At 64.7% G+C, this 16,264-nt stretch carries 17 protein-coding genes and 1 pseudogene; 5 read left to right on the forward strand and 13 right to left on the reverse strand.

The features are described 5' to 3' along the window. Window positions 1–262: 262 nt before the first annotated feature. The 3 genes and pseudogenes from BSG09_RS07010 to BSG09_RS07020 form a co-directional block, all read right to left on the reverse strand. A pseudogene (locus BSG09_RS07010) lies at window positions 263–379 on the reverse strand (DUF3006 domain-containing protein); the annotation flags it as partial. 70 nt (window positions 380–449) lie between these two features. Then, a complete protein-coding gene (locus BSG09_RS07015) occupies window positions 450–845 on the reverse strand; it encodes an OsmC family protein (RefSeq protein ID WP_092931753.1) in 396 nt (131 codons plus the stop codon). 187 nt (window positions 846–1,032) lie between these two features. Continuing rightward, a complete protein-coding gene (locus tag BSG09_RS07020; protein ID WP_092931542.1) occupies window positions 1,033–1,761 on the reverse strand; it encodes a metal-dependent hydrolase in 729 nt (242 codons plus the stop codon). Between the two features lie 112 nt (window positions 1,762–1,873). On the opposite strand from BSG09_RS07020, the gene BSG09_RS07025 reads away from it, so the two are divergent. Both BSG09_RS07025 and BSG09_RS07030 read left to right on the forward strand, forming a co-directional pair. Further along, window positions 1,874–2,137 (forward strand): hypothetical protein, encoded by a 264-nt coding sequence (locus BSG09_RS07025; RefSeq protein ID WP_092931544.1) that lies wholly within the window; start codon window positions 1,874–1,876, stop codon window positions 2,135–2,137. A 90-nt stretch (window positions 2,138–2,227) separates the two neighbouring features. Continuing rightward, window positions 2,228–4,375, forward strand: coding sequence for a DHH family phosphoesterase (locus BSG09_RS07030; protein WP_092931546.1), 2,148 nt, complete (start codon window positions 2,228–2,230; stop codon window positions 4,373–4,375). A gap of 131 nt (window positions 4,376–4,506) precedes the next feature. Here BSG09_RS07030 and BSG09_RS07035 read toward each other — a convergent pair whose 3' ends face one another. Beyond that, window positions 4,507–4,713, reverse strand: coding sequence for a hypothetical protein (locus BSG09_RS07035; RefSeq protein ID WP_092931548.1), 207 nt, complete (start codon window positions 4,711–4,713; stop codon window positions 4,507–4,509). Between the two features lie 137 nt (window positions 4,714–4,850). Between BSG09_RS07035 and BSG09_RS07040 the strand changes: the two genes are divergently transcribed. After that, window positions 4,851–5,324: an SHOCT domain-containing protein gene (locus BSG09_RS07040; protein ID WP_092931550.1), complete on the forward strand. Its 474-nt coding sequence runs from the start codon at window positions 4,851–4,853 to the stop codon at window positions 5,322–5,324. 6 nt (window positions 5,325–5,330) lie between these two features. Here BSG09_RS07040 and mnhG read toward each other — a convergent pair whose 3' ends face one another. The 7 genes from mnhG to mbhE are packed head-to-tail and all read right to left on the reverse strand — an operon-like array spanning window position 5,331 to window position 11,473. Further along, a complete protein-coding gene (gene mnhG, locus BSG09_RS07045; protein WP_092931552.1) occupies window positions 5,331–5,702 on the reverse strand; it encodes a monovalent cation/H(+) antiporter subunit G in 372 nt (123 codons plus the stop codon). Beyond that, on the reverse strand, window positions 5,699–5,989 hold the full coding sequence (locus BSG09_RS07050) for an MrpF/PhaF family protein (protein ID WP_092931554.1): 291 nt from the start codon (window positions 5,987–5,989) through the stop codon (window positions 5,699–5,701). Before BSG09_RS07050 ends, mnhG begins: the two co-directional genes overlap by 4 nt. Then, window positions 5,982–6,587, reverse strand: coding sequence for a Na+/H+ antiporter subunit E (locus tag BSG09_RS07055; protein ID WP_092931556.1), 606 nt, complete (start codon window positions 6,585–6,587; stop codon window positions 5,982–5,984). Before BSG09_RS07055 ends, BSG09_RS07050 begins: the two co-directional genes overlap by 8 nt. After that, window positions 6,587–8,236 carry a complex I subunit 5 family protein gene (locus BSG09_RS07060; protein ID WP_092931558.1) on the reverse strand — a complete coding sequence of 550 codons (1,650 nt, stop codon included), beginning with the start codon at window positions 8,234–8,236 and terminating at the stop codon, window positions 6,587–6,589. Before BSG09_RS07060 ends, BSG09_RS07055 begins: the two co-directional genes overlap by 1 nt. Continuing rightward, window positions 8,233–8,586, reverse strand: coding sequence for a sodium:proton antiporter (locus BSG09_RS07065; RefSeq protein ID WP_092931560.1), 354 nt, complete (start codon window positions 8,584–8,586; stop codon window positions 8,233–8,235). The genes BSG09_RS07060 and BSG09_RS07065 overlap by 4 nt, the downstream gene beginning before the upstream one ends. Further along, the gene (locus BSG09_RS07070; RefSeq protein WP_092931562.1) at window positions 8,583–9,047 is read right to left on the reverse strand and encodes an MnhB domain-containing protein; all 465 of its coding nucleotides are present in this window, start codon (window positions 9,045–9,047) and stop codon (window positions 8,583–8,585) included. Before BSG09_RS07070 ends, BSG09_RS07065 begins: the two co-directional genes overlap by 4 nt. Continuing rightward, the gene (gene mbhE / locus BSG09_RS07075) at window positions 9,044–11,473 is read right to left on the reverse strand and encodes a hydrogen gas-evolving membrane-bound hydrogenase subunit E (protein ID WP_092931564.1); all 2,430 of its coding nucleotides are present in this window, start codon (window positions 11,471–11,473) and stop codon (window positions 9,044–9,046) included. Before mbhE ends, BSG09_RS07070 begins: the two co-directional genes overlap by 4 nt. 169 nt (window positions 11,474–11,642) lie before the next feature. On the opposite strand from mbhE, the gene BSG09_RS07080 reads away from it, so the two are divergent. Next, window positions 11,643–13,304, forward strand: a complete 1,662-nt coding sequence (locus BSG09_RS07080) for a tRNA uridine(34) 5-carboxymethylaminomethyl modification radical SAM/GNAT enzyme Elp3 (protein ID WP_092931566.1) — start codon at window positions 11,643–11,645, stop codon at window positions 13,302–13,304. Window positions 13,305–13,316: 12 nt separating this feature from the next. Here the strand turns inward: BSG09_RS07080 and BSG09_RS07085 are convergent, their stop codons facing one another. Continuing rightward, window positions 13,317–13,862 carry a hypothetical protein gene (locus tag BSG09_RS07085; protein ID WP_175542160.1) on the reverse strand — a complete coding sequence of 182 codons (546 nt, stop codon included), beginning with the start codon at window positions 13,860–13,862 and terminating at the stop codon, window positions 13,317–13,319. Window positions 13,863–14,000: 138 nt separating this feature from the next. Between BSG09_RS07085 and BSG09_RS07090 the strand changes: the two genes are divergently transcribed. After that, window positions 14,001–15,548, forward strand: coding sequence for a molybdopterin-dependent oxidoreductase (locus BSG09_RS07090; protein ID WP_092931568.1), 1,548 nt, complete (start codon window positions 14,001–14,003; stop codon window positions 15,546–15,548). A 39-nt stretch (window positions 15,549–15,587) separates the two neighbouring features. Here the strand turns inward: BSG09_RS07090 and BSG09_RS07095 are convergent, their stop codons facing one another. Continuing rightward, entirely contained in the window at window positions 15,588–16,229 is a 642-nt protein-coding gene (locus BSG09_RS07095; RefSeq protein WP_092931570.1) for a hypothetical protein, read from the reverse strand. Between the last annotated feature and the right edge of the window lie 35 nt (window positions 16,230–16,264).

Consider the following 16,264-nt stretch of genomic DNA (forward strand, 5'->3'; position numbering starts at 1 on the left):
TTGTCTCGAGAACCGTCTTGAACCTGCCCATCACGGCCGGGCGGCGTGCCGGATTCGACGGATGGGCGATTCTGCCCGTATGTCGGTGACTTGTTATAAACTGTGCTATTATAAAACCAGCATATTTTGGTATCATAGTTACGGCGGTCGTCGCAAAACATGCTGGATGGCGGCGCACTATGGTCCAGACAACAGCATCCTGCCGCCGCGCCAGTCCCACCGAACCAGCGGGTTCGGACTCCTGCCGTTCGTTCTTGCGCCGCTACGTCTCGTCCCGATCCGACAGCCGCTCGGAGAGTCGGTCGAATCGGTCCTGAATGGACTCCTGTCGTGTCCGTTCGGCCTCGGCCCGATACGTCGCCTCGAGCAGACGCCCCTCGCCGTACGGGTGGCCGTAGCGGGTCACAACTGCGGACTGACGGGCGTACTGGCGGTGCCCGGGGCCGCCGTTAGAACGCGTCGCCCTCGAATGTCGTGTCGGCGTGGAGGCTGTCTTTCAGCGCGTCGTGGACCTTACAGAGTTCGAAGGCGCGTTCAATTACTTCCTCGCCGGTGTCATCGTCGACATCGCCCGCGACGCTGATGTCGAAGTGAATCGACTCGAGTTTGTCGTCGTCGTTTAGCTCACCCGTGATGTCGATCTCGATCTTGCCGAGATCGCCGGCCCCGCGTTGCTGGCCGCCGACGCGCAGCGCCGGCACGTAACAGGAGCCATACGCCGCCAGCAGTGCCTCGAGCGTGTCGGGGTCGTCCTCGCCGTTGGCGTCGATCGTGGTCTCGAACTCGCGGATCTCGTTGGTCGCAGTGTACCCCTCCTCGGAGACGGTGGTGACTGATTTCGCCATGACACTCGAGACGTCCACAGCCGGTGCTGTAAACGTTGTTCTCGCTGGGATGACGATCCGATCTGCCGAACAAAAACGGAGAGAGTCGAGCGATCGCAGCGGCGCGTCATACGGGCTGCTGTCACAAGCTCCCGGTGCAACCGCGACCGCCCCGAGTTGAACCGGCACTGACTGACAGGCGTCCGTCTCAGGGCTCGAGTTCGAACGGCTCGTCGGCCTCGAGCGTGTGGACCTCGGCGATGCCGCCGGTTGCGCGCACTTCGCTGGCGAAGTCCTCGGGATCCTGCTCGATCGGCGGGAACGTATCGTAGTGCTGTGGGAAGGCGTAGTCGACATCGAGCCAGTCGACGGCGACGGCGGCCTGCCACGGTCCCATCGTGAAGTGGTCGCCGATCGGCACCGCGGCGGCGTCGGGCTCGAGATAGGGGCCGATGACCTCGCGCATCTCGGTCATGAGGCTGGTGTCGCCGGCGTGGTAGAACGTCGTTGCGTTCTCGTCTGCGACCTGCGTAGGCTTCGTATCGGAGACGACGAAACCGGCGGGCATCCCGCCGCTCGCGTCGTTTTCGGTCATGATCCCGTTGGTGTGGTCGGCCCGGACCATGGTGACGTAGGCGTCGCCACACTCGACAGTGCCGCCGAGGTTCATTCCCATCCCGCCGACGGCGTCCTCGAAGCCGAACTCCTCCTGGCAGTAGGAGACGAGTTCCGGCGTCGCGACCAGTGTCGCCTCCGAAAACGCCCCGGCGTCGGCGATGTGGTCGGCGTGGCCGTGTGTCAACAGCACGTAATCGGGCGTGTCGACGTCGGCCGGCTCGAGGTCGGTCTTTGGGTTGTCGAAGAACGGATCGATCAACAGCTCCGTCTCGCCAACGGTGACGTGCCACGTCGAGTGGCCGTGCCAGGTAAGTTCCATAGCAGGCGACGTGTTCGTGCGAATCCATTATAAAAGTGGGCGGGGTCAACACGGCTCGCGTCGCCCGCTGGCGATGCCGTGTGGTTTTGTATCCCCGGTCCGTACGGCGACTATGCTCGCACTCACGCTCGAGGAGTTCATGGTAGAGTTGAACGACGGCGCGATCAAGAACGTCGGTCCAAACAACAAGGCAGTGACGGCCAAGATGTTCGACGTCGAGTCCGCCGAGGCCAGGGAGTTCGGCGACAAGCGCGTCAAACTCGTCTTCGAGGACGAGGATGACAACGAAATCCAGATTTCGCTGTTCCCGGAAGACGTTCAGAAAATCGTGGACGATATCGACGCGCTCGAGGACGAGTCGGCCGTTTTCGACTGACGGCGACGCTGTGTCGCGGCCGTGGCAGCGTCTCGTGGAACGAACGCATTTCGACAACCGTTTTAGGGCGAAACCGCTTGGTTCGAATAGATGGGTAACTGTATCATCTGCGGCACACCCGTTGACGGCGAGATCTGCGAGAGTCACGAGGAGGATGCTGTTTTCGAATTTCGCGGCACGTCTCCCTCGCAGCTCACGCCCGGTCGGTATTACCGGGGGACCGTTGACGGCTACGCCGACTTCGGTGTCTTCATCGACATCGGAGACCACGTCACTGGCCTGTTGCACAGAAGCGAACTCGACCGCCGACTCGAAAGTCTCGACTGGGAACCGGGCGACGAAGTCTTCGTCCAGGTACTCGATGTCCGTGACAACGGCAACGTCGACCTCGGCTGGTCGATCCGCCAGCGCGAACGCGAGTTCCGCGGCCACCTGATCGAGACCGCCGACGACGAGTACCGTCCCGAAGACCTCGAGGACGAAGAAGACGATACCACAGCGGAGACGAGCGACGAGAGCGACGCCGAGTCGCCGTCGGCCGGCGAGTTGCAGGCAGCCGCCAACGAGACCGAGACCGCGGCCGCGGAACCCGCCGGTGCCGTCTCGAGTAGCGGCTCCGTCGCGACAGAGACCGCCGCTGCATCGACGCCGACGACTGACGACGCCGCTGAGGCCGACTCCGAGGCCGAGGCCGAGGAAGCGCCCGCGCTCAAGCGAACCACCGTCGACGCAATCGAGAATCAGGTCGGCAGCATCGTTCGCCTCGAGGGCGAGATCACTGGCGTTCGCCAGACCAGCGGCCCGACGGTCTTCGAACTGCGTGACGAAACCGCGACCGTCGAGTGTGCGGCGTTCAAGGAAGCTGGCGTTCGCGCCTATCCCGCCGTCGAACTCGAGGACATCGTCGCCCTCGAAGGCGAGGTCGAACGCCACAACGGCGACCTCCAGATCGAGACCGAATCCCTCGATATCCTCGACGGCGAGGCCCGCGAAACCGTCGTTGACCGCCTCGAGAGCGCGCTCGAACAGGAAGCACGACCCGAAGACGTCGCGCCGCTTGCTGACCACGACGCGGTCGCGGCCGTCGAAGACGGTATCGCCGACGCGGCGACCGCGATCCGTCGAGCCGTCATGGAAGCGCGCCCAGTCGTCGTCCGCCACGGCGCGACCGCCGACGGCTACGTCGCCGGCGCTGCCATCGAACGCGCTGTCCTCCCGCTGATCCGCGAGAAACACACCCGCGAGGACGCGGAGTACCATTACTTCGAGCGTCGCCCGCTCGACGGCCGCGTCTACGACATGGACGCCGCAACCAACGACGTCACCTCGATGCTCGAGGCCCGCGACCGCCACGGCGAACAGCTCCCGCTGGTCGTGCTGGTCGACGCCGGTTCGACCGTTGAATCCGTCGACGGCTACGACCTCCTCTCGCTGTACGACGCCGAGGCGCTCGTGATCGACGACAGCCGCGCCGACGACGAGGTCGCCGACGCCGTCTCCGTCGCCGTCGCCCCGTCGCTGGCCGGCGCTGACGTCGCCGACGTCACCTCGACTGCGCTGGCGACCAACGTCGCCGCCCACGTCAACGACGACGTCCGCGACGATCTCGAGCACCTCCCAGCAGTCAGCTACTGGGAGGACACGCCCGAGGCATACCTCGACCTCGCCCGCGAAGCCGGCTACGACGAGACCGGCGTCTCCGAACGCCGCGAAGCCGTCGCGCTCGAGGCCTACTACCAGTCGTACAAGGACAAGCGCGAACTCATCATCGACCTGCTATTCGGTGACGGCGAGGACTCGGACCGACCGCGCAACGGCGATCTCGCCGCGCACGTCTCCGAGCAGTTCCGCGACAAACTCGAGACCGAACTCGAGACGGCTCGCGAGAACCTCACCGTGGAAGACGTCGACGGCGTCACCGTCTCCGTCCTCGACACGGACGCCTTCACCCACCGGTACAACTTCCCGACGACGATCCTCCTGCTGGACGCGCTCCACCGCAGCGAGCGCGAGCAGGCAGACACCCACGTCACGCTCGGCGTCGGCGACGACGAACTCCACATCCGCGCGACTGAAGACGTAAACGTCCGCGACCTTGGCGACGCAATCGCCGAGGCAGTGCCAGACGGCGGCGTCAGCGTCGTCGGCGGTGCCGACGGCCACGTCGAGTTCCTGCCCGGCGAACGCGATGCCGTTCGCGACGCCGCACTCGAGGCGCTCGGCGAGACGCTCGCGTAAGGCTCGTCTTCTCCATCGTCCGCTCGACTACTGAGCGGCGGCGCTGTTCACTAGAGCCGATCGTCGTCGAATGGTTGTGTCCGTGTGGCAGTCAGATATCCGCACAGAATCACGACTTACTGCTCAGTGTATCATTCGGCCAGCCAGATCAGAAACAGAACCGCACCGAGACCCAGCGCCGTGACCGTGAGGGCGAATCGTGGACTCGTAAGTGGAAGACGCGACAGATAGCCAGTGATTCGATTCAGTCCCCAGATCGCGATCAGAACACCGATGGCGAGTGCTGTGAACAGGAGTTCGTAGTCAAACCACGCCTTGAGCCCTTCTACCGACGGCATAGTTTCTGGTTGTGTTCTGGTTTTATAATCTTTCAGTCGAACTATCATCTTCATTCGTCACCATCTCTCGAGGACCGGCCTAGCGGACGACCTCTCGAGCCACCAACCTCTTCCCGACCCCAATAGAATTGACATGTATGAAGCGAAGCGAGCGAGCCGGTCGCGGCACGGGTGGAGGCGGGCCGTGGACGCGGCTGCGCGAGAACGCAACTGGGATCACGTCGCTGCTCGTGACGGCGTTCTGGCTCGGTGCGATGTTCACCGGGCAAGACTGGTGGCTTGCAGCGTTGCTCGTCGGCTACGTTGCCATCGTGCCATTGGTTGCGATCCTGTTCGGTGACGAGGACGATCGCCGAGAATGGGCTGCCGAGTCCCTCAGTGCGGACACCGCCGAGACAGATGGAGAACCCGAGCCGACGGATTCTACGACCGATGCCCTCGAGACGCTGCGCGAGCGCTACGCCGCCGGCGAACTGACTGACGAGCAGTTCGAACGGAAACTCGAGCGACTGTTGGATACGGAGACGCTCGAAGGTGCACAGGAGTGGGCCCAAAACCGGGAGCAGGAACGAGCGGATGACCGCAACCGAGACCTCGAGTACGACCGCTGACGGCCCTCAATCGTCGCTCGGCTCAGTGTCGTCGCCTCGCTCGGTGCCCGGCCGCTTGACCGCGTTCGGATCGGGCCAGGTGACGCTGCCGAGGAACGGGACTCCGATGCGCTCGGCGGCGCGGGCGATCATGTGCGAGCCGGTTGGGACCGTCAGGAAGAGGAAGGCGATCCCGATGAGCGCGGTCAACCCCTCGCTGCCGGGGCCGAACTCGACGAAGCCAGCCAGGAAGATTGCCGCGGTGCCGAGTGTCGTCGGCTTACTGGTGGCGTGCATCCGATTGTAGACGTTCGGCAGGCGAAGCAGGCCAATGGTGCCGACGGTGAGGAAAAAAGCACCGACGACGACCAGTGCGATGACGATGGCGGTGTGAATCATTCGATCACCTCGCCGTCGGTGACGAACTTGGCGACGGCGACGGTCGCGATGAAGCCGATGATCGCGAGCACGAGACTCACCGTGATAAAGAGGCCCCGGCCAGTCAACAGCGCGAACAACACGGCGATCGCGACGACGTTCGTCCCGATGGCGTCCAGTGCGACCACCCGATCCGGGTTCGTCGGCCCCCGAATCACGCGATACCCACAGAGGACACAGAGGCCACTGACGAGGATCAACGCGCCGTGAATCGCCGTCTCGAGGACGGCCGGGCTGGCCTCAGTCATCGTCGACACCCTCCTCTTGACGATCCGTGGTACTGTCTCTTTCCCCGCCCGAGACGACGATGTCTGGTGGCGGGTCGGATGGCGAGGCGGCTTCGTTGAACAACTCGAGCGCGTAGTTCTCCCAGGTGCGAATCGGGTCGGCGATCGCCTCGGGATCGCGGCCGTCGACGCCGTGGACGTACAGCGCGTTCGTCTCGTCGTCGTAATCGAGCGTCACTGTGCCTGGCGTGATCGTAATGCTGTTTGCGATGACGGTGATCGCGATGTCGGATTCAACTCGCAGTGGGATCAGGATCACTTCGGGTTCGATCGGCATCCCAGGCGAGAGCACCCGGTAGGCGACGTCGACGTTCGCCCGCAGGAGCTCCCACGTGAACGCACCCAGATACAGTCCGGCGTAGGGCACGGCTCCCATTACACGGCCGAGATCGAGGTCCTTGCTGTAGAGCCGCCGGAAGACGAACGCGACCGGTAGTCCGACGAGCAGTCCGGCGAGCAGCCCGCGGACGATCGAGACGGGCGTCAGCGGCAGCCCTCGGACGAACACCCACAGGACGGCGAAGACGACGCCGACGACGGGCCAGGTTCGCACGCGCATTAGTGGTCACCCCCGTTCGCGCTTGAGTCAATCAGATCACTCGCCTCCTGTGGAGCGACAGCGTCCACGTAGCCCTCGGTGTCGACGGCCGCGTCGGCTGCGATTTCGGCGAACTCGTAGACGGGCTCGAAGCCAACGCCGACCGCGACGATCGTGGCCGCGAGGACCGCGAGCACGGCCACCTGCACCGGATCGATCGAGGCCGTCTCCACGGCGTCGGTCTGTGCCCCCCAGAAGCTCCGATTCCATGCCCGGGTCGTGTAGGCGATCGTCAGCAGCGAGCCGACGAGCAAGACGACGAGGACGGGACCAGCGCGGGCTCGAGCCGCGGCGTCGAAGACGAGGAACTTGCCGAAAAAGCCCGACAGCGGCGGAATGCCGACGAGTGCGAGCGAGGCGACGAACACCGAAATTGCGAGTGGCGGCGACCGCATTGCCAGCCCGCCGAGGTCGGCAAACCGGCTCGTCCCCGTCGCCGACCGGACCGTGCCGACCGACAGGAAGAGTAGTCCCTTCGCCAGCGTGTGATTAAGGGCGTAGACTAACGCGGCGACGATCGCCAGCTTCCGTAGGCCCGGCGCTGTCGCCGTCGTCGCGATTGCGACCGGCATCGCGATGAAGCCGACCTGGCCGATACTCGAGTAGGCGAACACGCCCTCGAGCGAATCCCGCCCGACGGCACCGATCCCGCCGACGAGGATGCTGGCGGTGGCCATGATGAACAGCGCCGCGCCGATGAATGGTAGTGGCGAATCACCAGCGATCGTCACCCCTGGAAGCGAGAGGTCGACGCCGACCGCTGCCCCGGCGAAGACGGTAAAGGTGAGTCGGATGATGGCGTAGATCCCGACTTTCTTGGTCGCGCCGGCGAGCAAGGCGGTGACCTGTGGCGGCGCGGCCCGGTAGGCCGACGGAATCCAGAACTGGAACGGAACCAGCCCCGCCTTGAGCGCGAACACCGACAGGAGCAGGGCGAATAGCCCGACGACTGGCGCTGGCTCGAGGCCGTAGGCCGCGGGTTCGGCGAGCCGTTGGGCGAGATCGGCCATGTTGAGCGTCCCCGTGGTCGCGTAGATCCCGCCGACACCCAGCAGGAAGACGGCGCTGCCGACCAGATTGAGCGTCACGTACCAGAACGCGGCGCGGGTGTGTTCGGGACCGCCGCTGTAGGCGACGAAGACGTAACTGGCCATCAGCATCACCTCGAACCAGACGAAGAGGTTGAACAGGTCGCCCGTGAGGAACGCGCCGGTCACACCTAGCGCGAGGAAGTGAAACAGCGGGAAGTAGTAACTGCGTTCCTCCCCGCCGGGGAGGTGTCGGGTCGAGAAAACCAGCGACGCGACGCCGAGGATCGCGACCATCGTCAGCATGAACGCCGACAGGCCGTCGGCGACGAGCGTAATGCCGAAGGGGGCCGGCCAGCCGCCGACCTGGTAGGTCGCGATCCCGGGCGCATCCGGTGCGAGGACGATATACCAGTCGATCGCCGCCACTGCGGCCGCGTAGGCGATGCCGCCAGCTAGGCTCACCGCGGCTCGAGCCCGGGGATAGCGACCAAGCAACAGCGTGGCTGTGGCCGCAGCGAGGACGATCAGCATCGGCGCGATCACGAGCTGTGAGTCAGTTCCAACGGGCGTCGCAATCATCGTCGATCACCGAGTTCAGTTACGTCTAACGTCCCGTGTTCCTCGTAGACCCGATACGACAGCACGAGTGCGAACGCAGTCATGCCGAAGCCGATGACGATGGCGGTCAACACGAGCGCCTGCACCACCGGATCGGCCGTCTGCGGAGCGCCCCCGCCGTGGCCGGCGAGGATCGGCACCGAGTCGGCAACCGCCGGCGCGATCCCGCCCATCGCCAGCAGGTAGACGTTCGCCGCCTGGCTGATGATCGCCAGCCCCCAGACGACCCGGATCAGGTCCCGCTGTAAGAGCAGGAAGGTTCCGAGAGCGAACAGCGCGCCGATCGTCGCCGCGAGCACGACCGCCGTCATTCTGCCCCCACCACCGAGAGGATCGTCAGCAGGCCGCCGACGACCACACAGTAGACCCCGAAGTCGAACGCGATCGCGCTCGCGACCTCGAGGTGGTCGTAGATCGGCACCCCCTCGAGCATGACGAACGTCTGTGTGAGAAACGACTGTCCGAAGACAAGCGGCGCGAGGCCGCTGACGACGGCGATCGCGAAGCCGTAGGCGAACAGCCGGCGATAGGCCACGACGACCCGATCCCGCGAGGGTTCCTTGCCGGGATCGACGTCGCGCCCGAGGATGCCTCGCTCCAGAAAGTCAAGGCCAAAGCCCATGTAGATGATCGCGAACGCCGTCGTCGTCAACACGCCGCCGATGAATCCGCCACCGGGGAGGTTGTGGCCCTCGATGAACAGCGAAATCGCGACGACCAGCACGATCGGGACGATCGCTCGTGCGGTCGTGCGCATGATGACCGTCGTCATTCGTCGCTCCCTCCTGTGGTGGTGTCGGTGTCTCGAGGCTCGGTCACGTCGTCGTCACTGCGGGCAGCGGATCGCTCGTCGCCCCTGCCGCGCATGACGATCAGCGTCAGGATCGAGATCGCGGCGAGCGCGATCACGGCGAGTTCGCCGAGCGTATCGAAGCCACGGAAGTCGACGAGCGTCACGTTGACGATATTCGTGCCACCACCCTCCGGCACGGCCTGCGCGGCGAAATAACGGGCGATGTCGGTGCTGCCGGCGGGACGTACACCACTCGAGACGAGCACCGTAACGAACGCGGTCACGCCGACGACGAGCGAGAGGGCAACGTCGCGGACTGTCGTCCCGACCGCGATCCGCTCGGTTGCTGGAATCTCCTCGATCACGAGCAAGAAGAGGACGAGCACCAGCGTCTCGACGACGAGCTGGGTCAACGCGAGGTCGGGCGCGCTCCCGAGGATATAGAAGATGGCGACCATGAAGCCGAGAATCGAGAGCGTGAGCACGCCCGCGACGTGGGTATCCGAGAGCACGACGGCCAGCGCCCCGACGACCGCCACGAGCAAGACCAGTCCCATGGCCACCGTGACCTCGGTGCCGACGGCGATCGAATCGATGGCACCAGCCGCGACGAAGCCGGCGAGTGCAAGCGCGCAGATCCCGCTTAGCACCCATGTCGCGTACGTCCGCAGGAGACCGTTCTGAAGCGTTTCCGCGAACCAGCGTCCTTCGTCGGAGAGCCCTTCGATGATGACGTCGTACCACCAGTTCGGGCGGATCGGTGGTGTCGACCCAACAACCCCGCGGATGCCGTCGTGGAGGCGATCGTAGAACGGGAACGCAGCGAGGCCGACAGCGATCGTCACCGCGCTCATCCCGACCGGCGTCGAATACGTGGTTGGGAGGCCGACGTGCATCTCGCCGGGGTCGACCGCCGTCGCCTCGAGGCCGGACTGGACGATAATGTCGACGGCGAGTTGCGGATCGACGCTGACGACCGCCGCGAGCAGTGCCAGCACGGCCGGTGAGACGAGCATCGTCACGGGCGGGCTTTGCACGTAGTCGAGTGCTTCGGGACGGTCGCCGAAGAACAGCGAGAGGAATCGCAGCGAGTAGAGGACGGTGAAAACACTCCCGAAGACGGCGACGGCGGGGTAGAGCCAGCCGAGTAGTCCGATGTCGTGGTAGTGGCTGGCCTCGACGGCGGCCTCGAAGAGTAGTTCCTTCGAGTAGAAGCCGTTAAACGGCGGAATACCGGCCATGCTGAGCGCGGCGACGACGGTGATCGCCGCCGTCACCGGGAGGTCGTGACGGAGCCCGCCGAGTTTGTCGATCTCTCGAGTCCCGGCTTCGTGGGCGATAATCCCGGCGACCAGAAACAGCGCGGCCTTGAACAGGGCGTGATTGAGCAGGTGGAAGACGCCGGTCTCGGCACCGTAGACGGAGGTAAACCCGAAGCCGGCGACCATCAAGCCGAGGTGGCTCGCCGTCGAGTAGGCCAGCAGTTCCTTGATATCCGTCGACGCGACGGCCATGATCGCACAGACGGTCATCGTCGTCAGGCCAAGCGTCGCAAAGAGGAACAGCCACTCCGGGCCGACGAGCATCGGGCGGACGCGGCCGATGAAGTAGACGCCGACTTTGACCATCGTCGCGGAGTGGAGAAACGCCGAGACCGGCGTGGGTGCGGCCATCGCGTTTGGCAGCCAGAAGTGCACCGGGACCTGTGCCGACTTGGTCCCCGCACCGATTGCGAGCAGCCCCAAGACGGGGAGAAACAGCCCCCGGTCTCGCAGCGCCGCGGCCATCACGTCGGGCTCCTCGAGCATCGCGGCGAGATTGAAAGCAGCGCCGGGACCGAGGATATCAGCTGCGACGATCGACAGCAACAGGAAGCCAACGAGTAAGAAAAGGCCACCGCCGACGGTGATGAACATGGCCATCCGGGCAGCGTACTGTGAGGAGTCGTCGGCGGTGTAGAATCCGATCAGCACGAACGAGGCGAGGCTCGTGAGTTCCCAGAACAGAAAGATCGCAATCAGATCGGCTGCGAGCGCGACGCCGATGATCGACCCCATGAACGCGAACAAGGCGGCGTAGTATCGCACGAGTCCCGACTGACCGTGCATGTACGCCGGCGAGTAGGTGAAAATGAGCGCGCCAATACCGCTTGCCAACAGCGCGAACAGCAGGGCCCAGCCGTCGACGTAAAACCGGAGTGCGACGTTGAGCGCGGGAACCCACTCGAGCGCGACGGTTCCCTCACTCCCGTATTGGGTGGCGAGCAGGCCAAACGAGACGAGTGCGACGACGGTCCCCGCGAACCCGGCTTCCTCCCCGAGGAGACGAAAGAACAGCGGCGTGAGTGCTGCGGCGACGAACGGCACGGCGACCGCGGCGACGACCACCGCAAGGTCGGGAGACATTCAGTTGTCGGAGATAGGGCGAGACCATCCTTAAAGAATTACCTTTTGGACACTTGACCGCGGACCACGGACGATCGAGACTACTGGACGACGAGGTGGTCGACTGGCTCGACCGTGGCGATCGCAGAGTCCGACACGCTTATTCACAAACGGCCACGAATCACGTGTAGTGAGTACCGAGACGCCCGAACCGACCGAAACCGAAGCGTTCGAGCGAGTCTGTGAGACGCTCGTCGAGCGGATCTTAAACGGAGAGATCGAGCGCGACGAGGTCGAGAAAGCCAAACTCGAGGCCTGTTCGGAACACTCCGCGCCGAAAGTGCCGAAAAACTCCGAACTGCTCGATTACGCAGCCGAGGAGCATCGCGAGGATCTGGAAGTGGTGCTCCAGCGCAAGCCGGTTCGCACGGCCTCCGGCGTCTCGCCGGTCGCGATCATGACCTCGCCCGAGCGGTGTCCCCACGGGAAGTGTCTCTATTGTCCCGGCGGCCCCGACTCCGAGTTCTCTTCCTCGCAGAGCTACACGGGCGAAGAGCCCGCCGCCGCCCGTGGTGTCCAGAACGACTACGACCCCTATGGACAGGTGACGCTGCGACTCGAGCAGCTACGCCAGATCGGCCACCCCGTCGACAAGGTCGAACTCATCCTGATGGGCGGGACGATGACCGCCCGGTCGCACGACTACCAGGAGTGGTTCGTCAAGCGTGCGCTCGAGGCGATGAACGACTACGACGTCGACAAGGAGCCCGAACCAGCCGAGGGCGTCAGTTTCGCACAGGATCCCGACGAGTACGAGTGGAAGTACGTCGAAGACGTCATCGCGGAAAACGAGACCGCCGACATCCGCAACATCGGGACGACCTTCGAGACCAAACCCGACTGGTGCGATCCTGAGCAGATCGATCGGATGCTCGAGCTCGGCGGGACGAAAGTCGAAGTCGGCGTCCAGACGACCTACGAGCGGATCAACCGGGAGATGCATCGGGGACACGGCGTTCAGGAGTCGATCGATGCCAACCAGCGGCTACGGGATTCGGCGTTCAAGGTCGGCTTCCACATGATGCCGGGCCAACCCGGGATGAGCAAGGAGATGTGTCTCGAGGACTTCCGGCGGCTCTTCGAGCAGGAACAGTGGAAGCCCGATTACCTGAAGATCTATCCGACGCTGATCGTCCGCGGGACGGCGACCTACGACTGGTGGCACAAAGGCGAGTACGAGCCGCTCGACAACGACGAAGCCGCGGAGCTGGTCGCGGAGATCAAAGACATGATTCCCCGCTATACGCGCCTCCAGCGCGTCCAGCGAGACATTCCGGCGGACTTCATTGACGCCGGCGTCTGGAAATCCAACTTGCGGCAACTGGCCCGCCAGCGCATGGATGAGCACGGCTGGGAGTGTGAGTGTATCCGCTGTCGCGAGGCCGGGATGAACGACGAGGACCCGGACAACGTCGAACTCGACGTGATGGCCTACGACGCCTGTGGCGGCACCGAACACTTCATCTCGTTCGAGGACTTCGAGAAGGACCTCCTCGTCGGCTTCTGTCGGCTTCGGTTCCCGAACGATCCGGTTCGCCCGGAGCTCGAGAACACGGCGCTGGTCCGCGAACTCCACGTCTACGGTTCGGAGGTCGCAGTCGGGAACGAAAGCGAAACCGACCAGCACCAGCATCAGGGCTACGGCCGCCGACTGATGGAACGTGCCGAGGAACTCGCCGCCGACGCCGGCTACGACAAGGTAAGCGTCATTTCGGGCATCGGCGCTCGCGAGTACTACCGGAACAAATTGGGCTACCATCAGGACGGGCCGTACGTGAGCAAACGGCTCTGAGTCAGCACCGAGCTATTTTCCTGCCGCGTTCGACTCGACTGCGGAGAGATAGAGGAAATACGCCAGCGCCGCGACGACCAGCGACACAGCCAGTACGGTCACGCCGACGTACCCGTTGAGTGCCACACTGGGATTGCGCCAGAGGTAGACGCTACCCTCGATCGCGAACGCGGTCAGCCCACCGTAGAACAGCGCCAGCACGGTCGCCCGAACCACTGCGATCGCGCCGCGTTCGCGGCTCTGGAACAGCTCGAGGACGAACAGGAGCGCGAACACGAGGAGGTAGAACGGGCCGGGAATCGCCTGTCCGAGCGTCTGCGGACCGGTCACGGCGATATACCCGTAGTACGCCAGCGCGAGCAACACGCCGCCGACTAGCGTCAGTGAGAGCCCGTAGCCGCTGGCGTCCTCGACGGTCGCCGGGACGACGCCGTCGCTCGTGCCCGACCCGTCCGCGCGTGTGAGGTCGGTGCCGCTGGGACCCGCTCGCTCGTCCGACGGCTCGATTCCGGCGTTCGAAGCCGTCGATGCGTCCTCGTCGTCACCGGTGCTAGCCATAGCGGCTGTTTTCTGTCTCGCATAAGAAAAGTTAGCACATGAATGACAACTAACCAGTGTGGACCGTCATGATCGGTACGAGGTGGCTCGAGTCCGAGAGAGGGAGATACCTATTGCGTGTCAACCCATACCATACACATGCCTTCGAACTCGCTGCGCACTGTGATTGCTCGCGTGCGATGGGCCGGCTCGAGAGCGATCGTCGCCTTGCTTGCGGCGATCGTCGCGGTCGCGGGGTCGTTTGCTGTCTCGGGGCGGACGCCGTCGTTCGTCGTCGCCCCGGTCGATGCGTTCGTCGTCACGACGACGCCGGCGATCGTGCTCACGTTTGCGATCGAACAACTGGGTCGGTTGGGTGAGACGCTCGCGTCGCTCGTCGCAGTCGCGCTGACGATCGGGCTCTTCGCCGTCGTCGCCCAGTTCGCACTGGTCGGTGGCAAGACGCTATCGTCGCGCCTGCCGATCCCAGCATGGGTGGGCCAGCCGGCAGTCGTCGGAGCCGCGATGGCGCTTCTCGCGTTGCTACTCGTTGGCGACGTCGCGTCTGCCGTCGGGACAGCGGTTCCCGCGGCGATGTTGGTCGCGCTCGCGAGCGGACGATCTGGTGGATCGGTCTCGGCAGCGGGCGTCGACGCGAGCCGTCGGCAACTGCTCGCCCTGACAGGCGGCGCGTTCGGATTCGGGATCGTCTCGTACGCGATCGGTTCGCGCCGGTCATCTGGTCTCGAGCGAGACCTCGAGACGGATCTCGAAGCGGACGCGACGGCGCTCAGCAAGCAGGCGGCTGACATGGAACTCGCAGTCGACGGGATTCCCGGCCTCGTCAGCGAGTCGTCGGCGTTTTTCACCGTCGACATCAACAATATCGACCCTGTGATCACCGCCGACGACTGGACGCTCACAGTCACCGGCGAAGTCGACAGCGACTACACGCTCACGTACGACGACCTCGTGACCGGCGACGTGCGGACGGGCTACAACACGCTGCGCTGTGTCGGCGAACAGCTGAACGCGGACCTGCTGGATAACGCGGTCTGGACGGCCGTCCCCGTCGCACCGCTGCTCGAGCGCGCCGGCCCCGGCGGTGGTTGTGAGTGCGTGCGGGTTCAGGCAGCAGACGGATACTTTCAGCAGTTTCCCCTCGCCGCGATGGAACGCGGCTACCTCGCATTCGGGATGAACGGGACGGCGCTGCCGCGTGCCCACGGCCACCCCGTGCGATTGCTGATTCCCGGCCACTGGGGCGAGATCAACGTCAAGTGGGTCACGGAATTCGAGGTGCTCGAGGAGGAAGTCGACGGCTACTGGGAGGAACGCGGCTGGCACGGCACCGGCCCGGTGAACACGATCGCGAAGCTCTGGACGACCAACGAGTTCGACGATGGGAGGGTGCAGGTCGGCGGGCACGCCTACGCGGGCACCCGTGGGATCGAAACCGTCGAAGTGTCGACCGACGGCGGCGATAGCTGGACGACCGCAGAACTGAGCGAAGCGTTCGATCCGGCGGACGTACTCGGCGACCGCGACGCCTGGCGGCAGTGGCAGTACACCTGGGAGCCACCGGCTGGCGACAGCGAAGTCGTCGTCCGCGCGATCGACGGCACCGGCGACATCCAACCAGAAGAAAAATCGAGTCCGTTCCCCAGCGGCTCGAGCGGCTGGGTTCGCGAGACTGTGAGCGTCTAGATTTCCGCCCGGACCCGCTAAACGGGGGACGAGGCCGTCTCAGTCGATCGTGACCTCGAGCTCGAGCAAGCCAAGGTGCGAGGGCGCACCGCCACCGTTTTGCCGGAATTCCTGCGGAGTGGAGTTGACGACGTTGTAGAAGTCGGCCTGATCGGTTGGCACCAGAACGCTGCCGTCGTCGCGCTGGAGGAACGCCGGGGTATCGGTGTCCTCGATCAGCTCGCGCTGTTCGTCCCACTCCTCGCCGCCGTAGATGAACGTCCCAAAGGAGAAGCGACCTGCGGCGAGCGCGTCGTGTTTCGACATGAACATCCCGGCTTCTTCGGCGTTGAACTCCTCGTCGCTCACCCAGGCGATCGCCGCGATGTCGTCAGCCTGGAGGAGATAGAAGTCCCAGGAGAGCGTCGCGTCGAACACTGCCCAGACGCTGCGGGGGCCGATCGTCTGCACTTCGACGCTGAACGCGGGGACGACCTGCGACCCCTCTGGCTCCGGGATGAACGTCGCGTCGTAGCCTGGCGCGCGGATGCCGCGATCGTGGTATGCGATCCCGTCCATGTCGATGTCGGCCTCGATCCGGTCGACGATCCCGTGGACGGTCGCCCCACCTTGAGCTTCGAGATGGTCGAGGAAGTCAGGGAATCGCGAGACATCAGTCCAGGGCTGTTCCTCCCCGCTCATGCGAGAGCACCTCCTCGAGCGGAGCGCGATCGGTT

The organism is Natrinema hispanicum (assembly GCF_900111485.1).
In the GTDB taxonomy this organism is placed as follows: domain Archaea; phylum Halobacteriota; class Halobacteria; order Halobacteriales; family Natrialbaceae; genus Natrinema; species Natrinema hispanicum_A.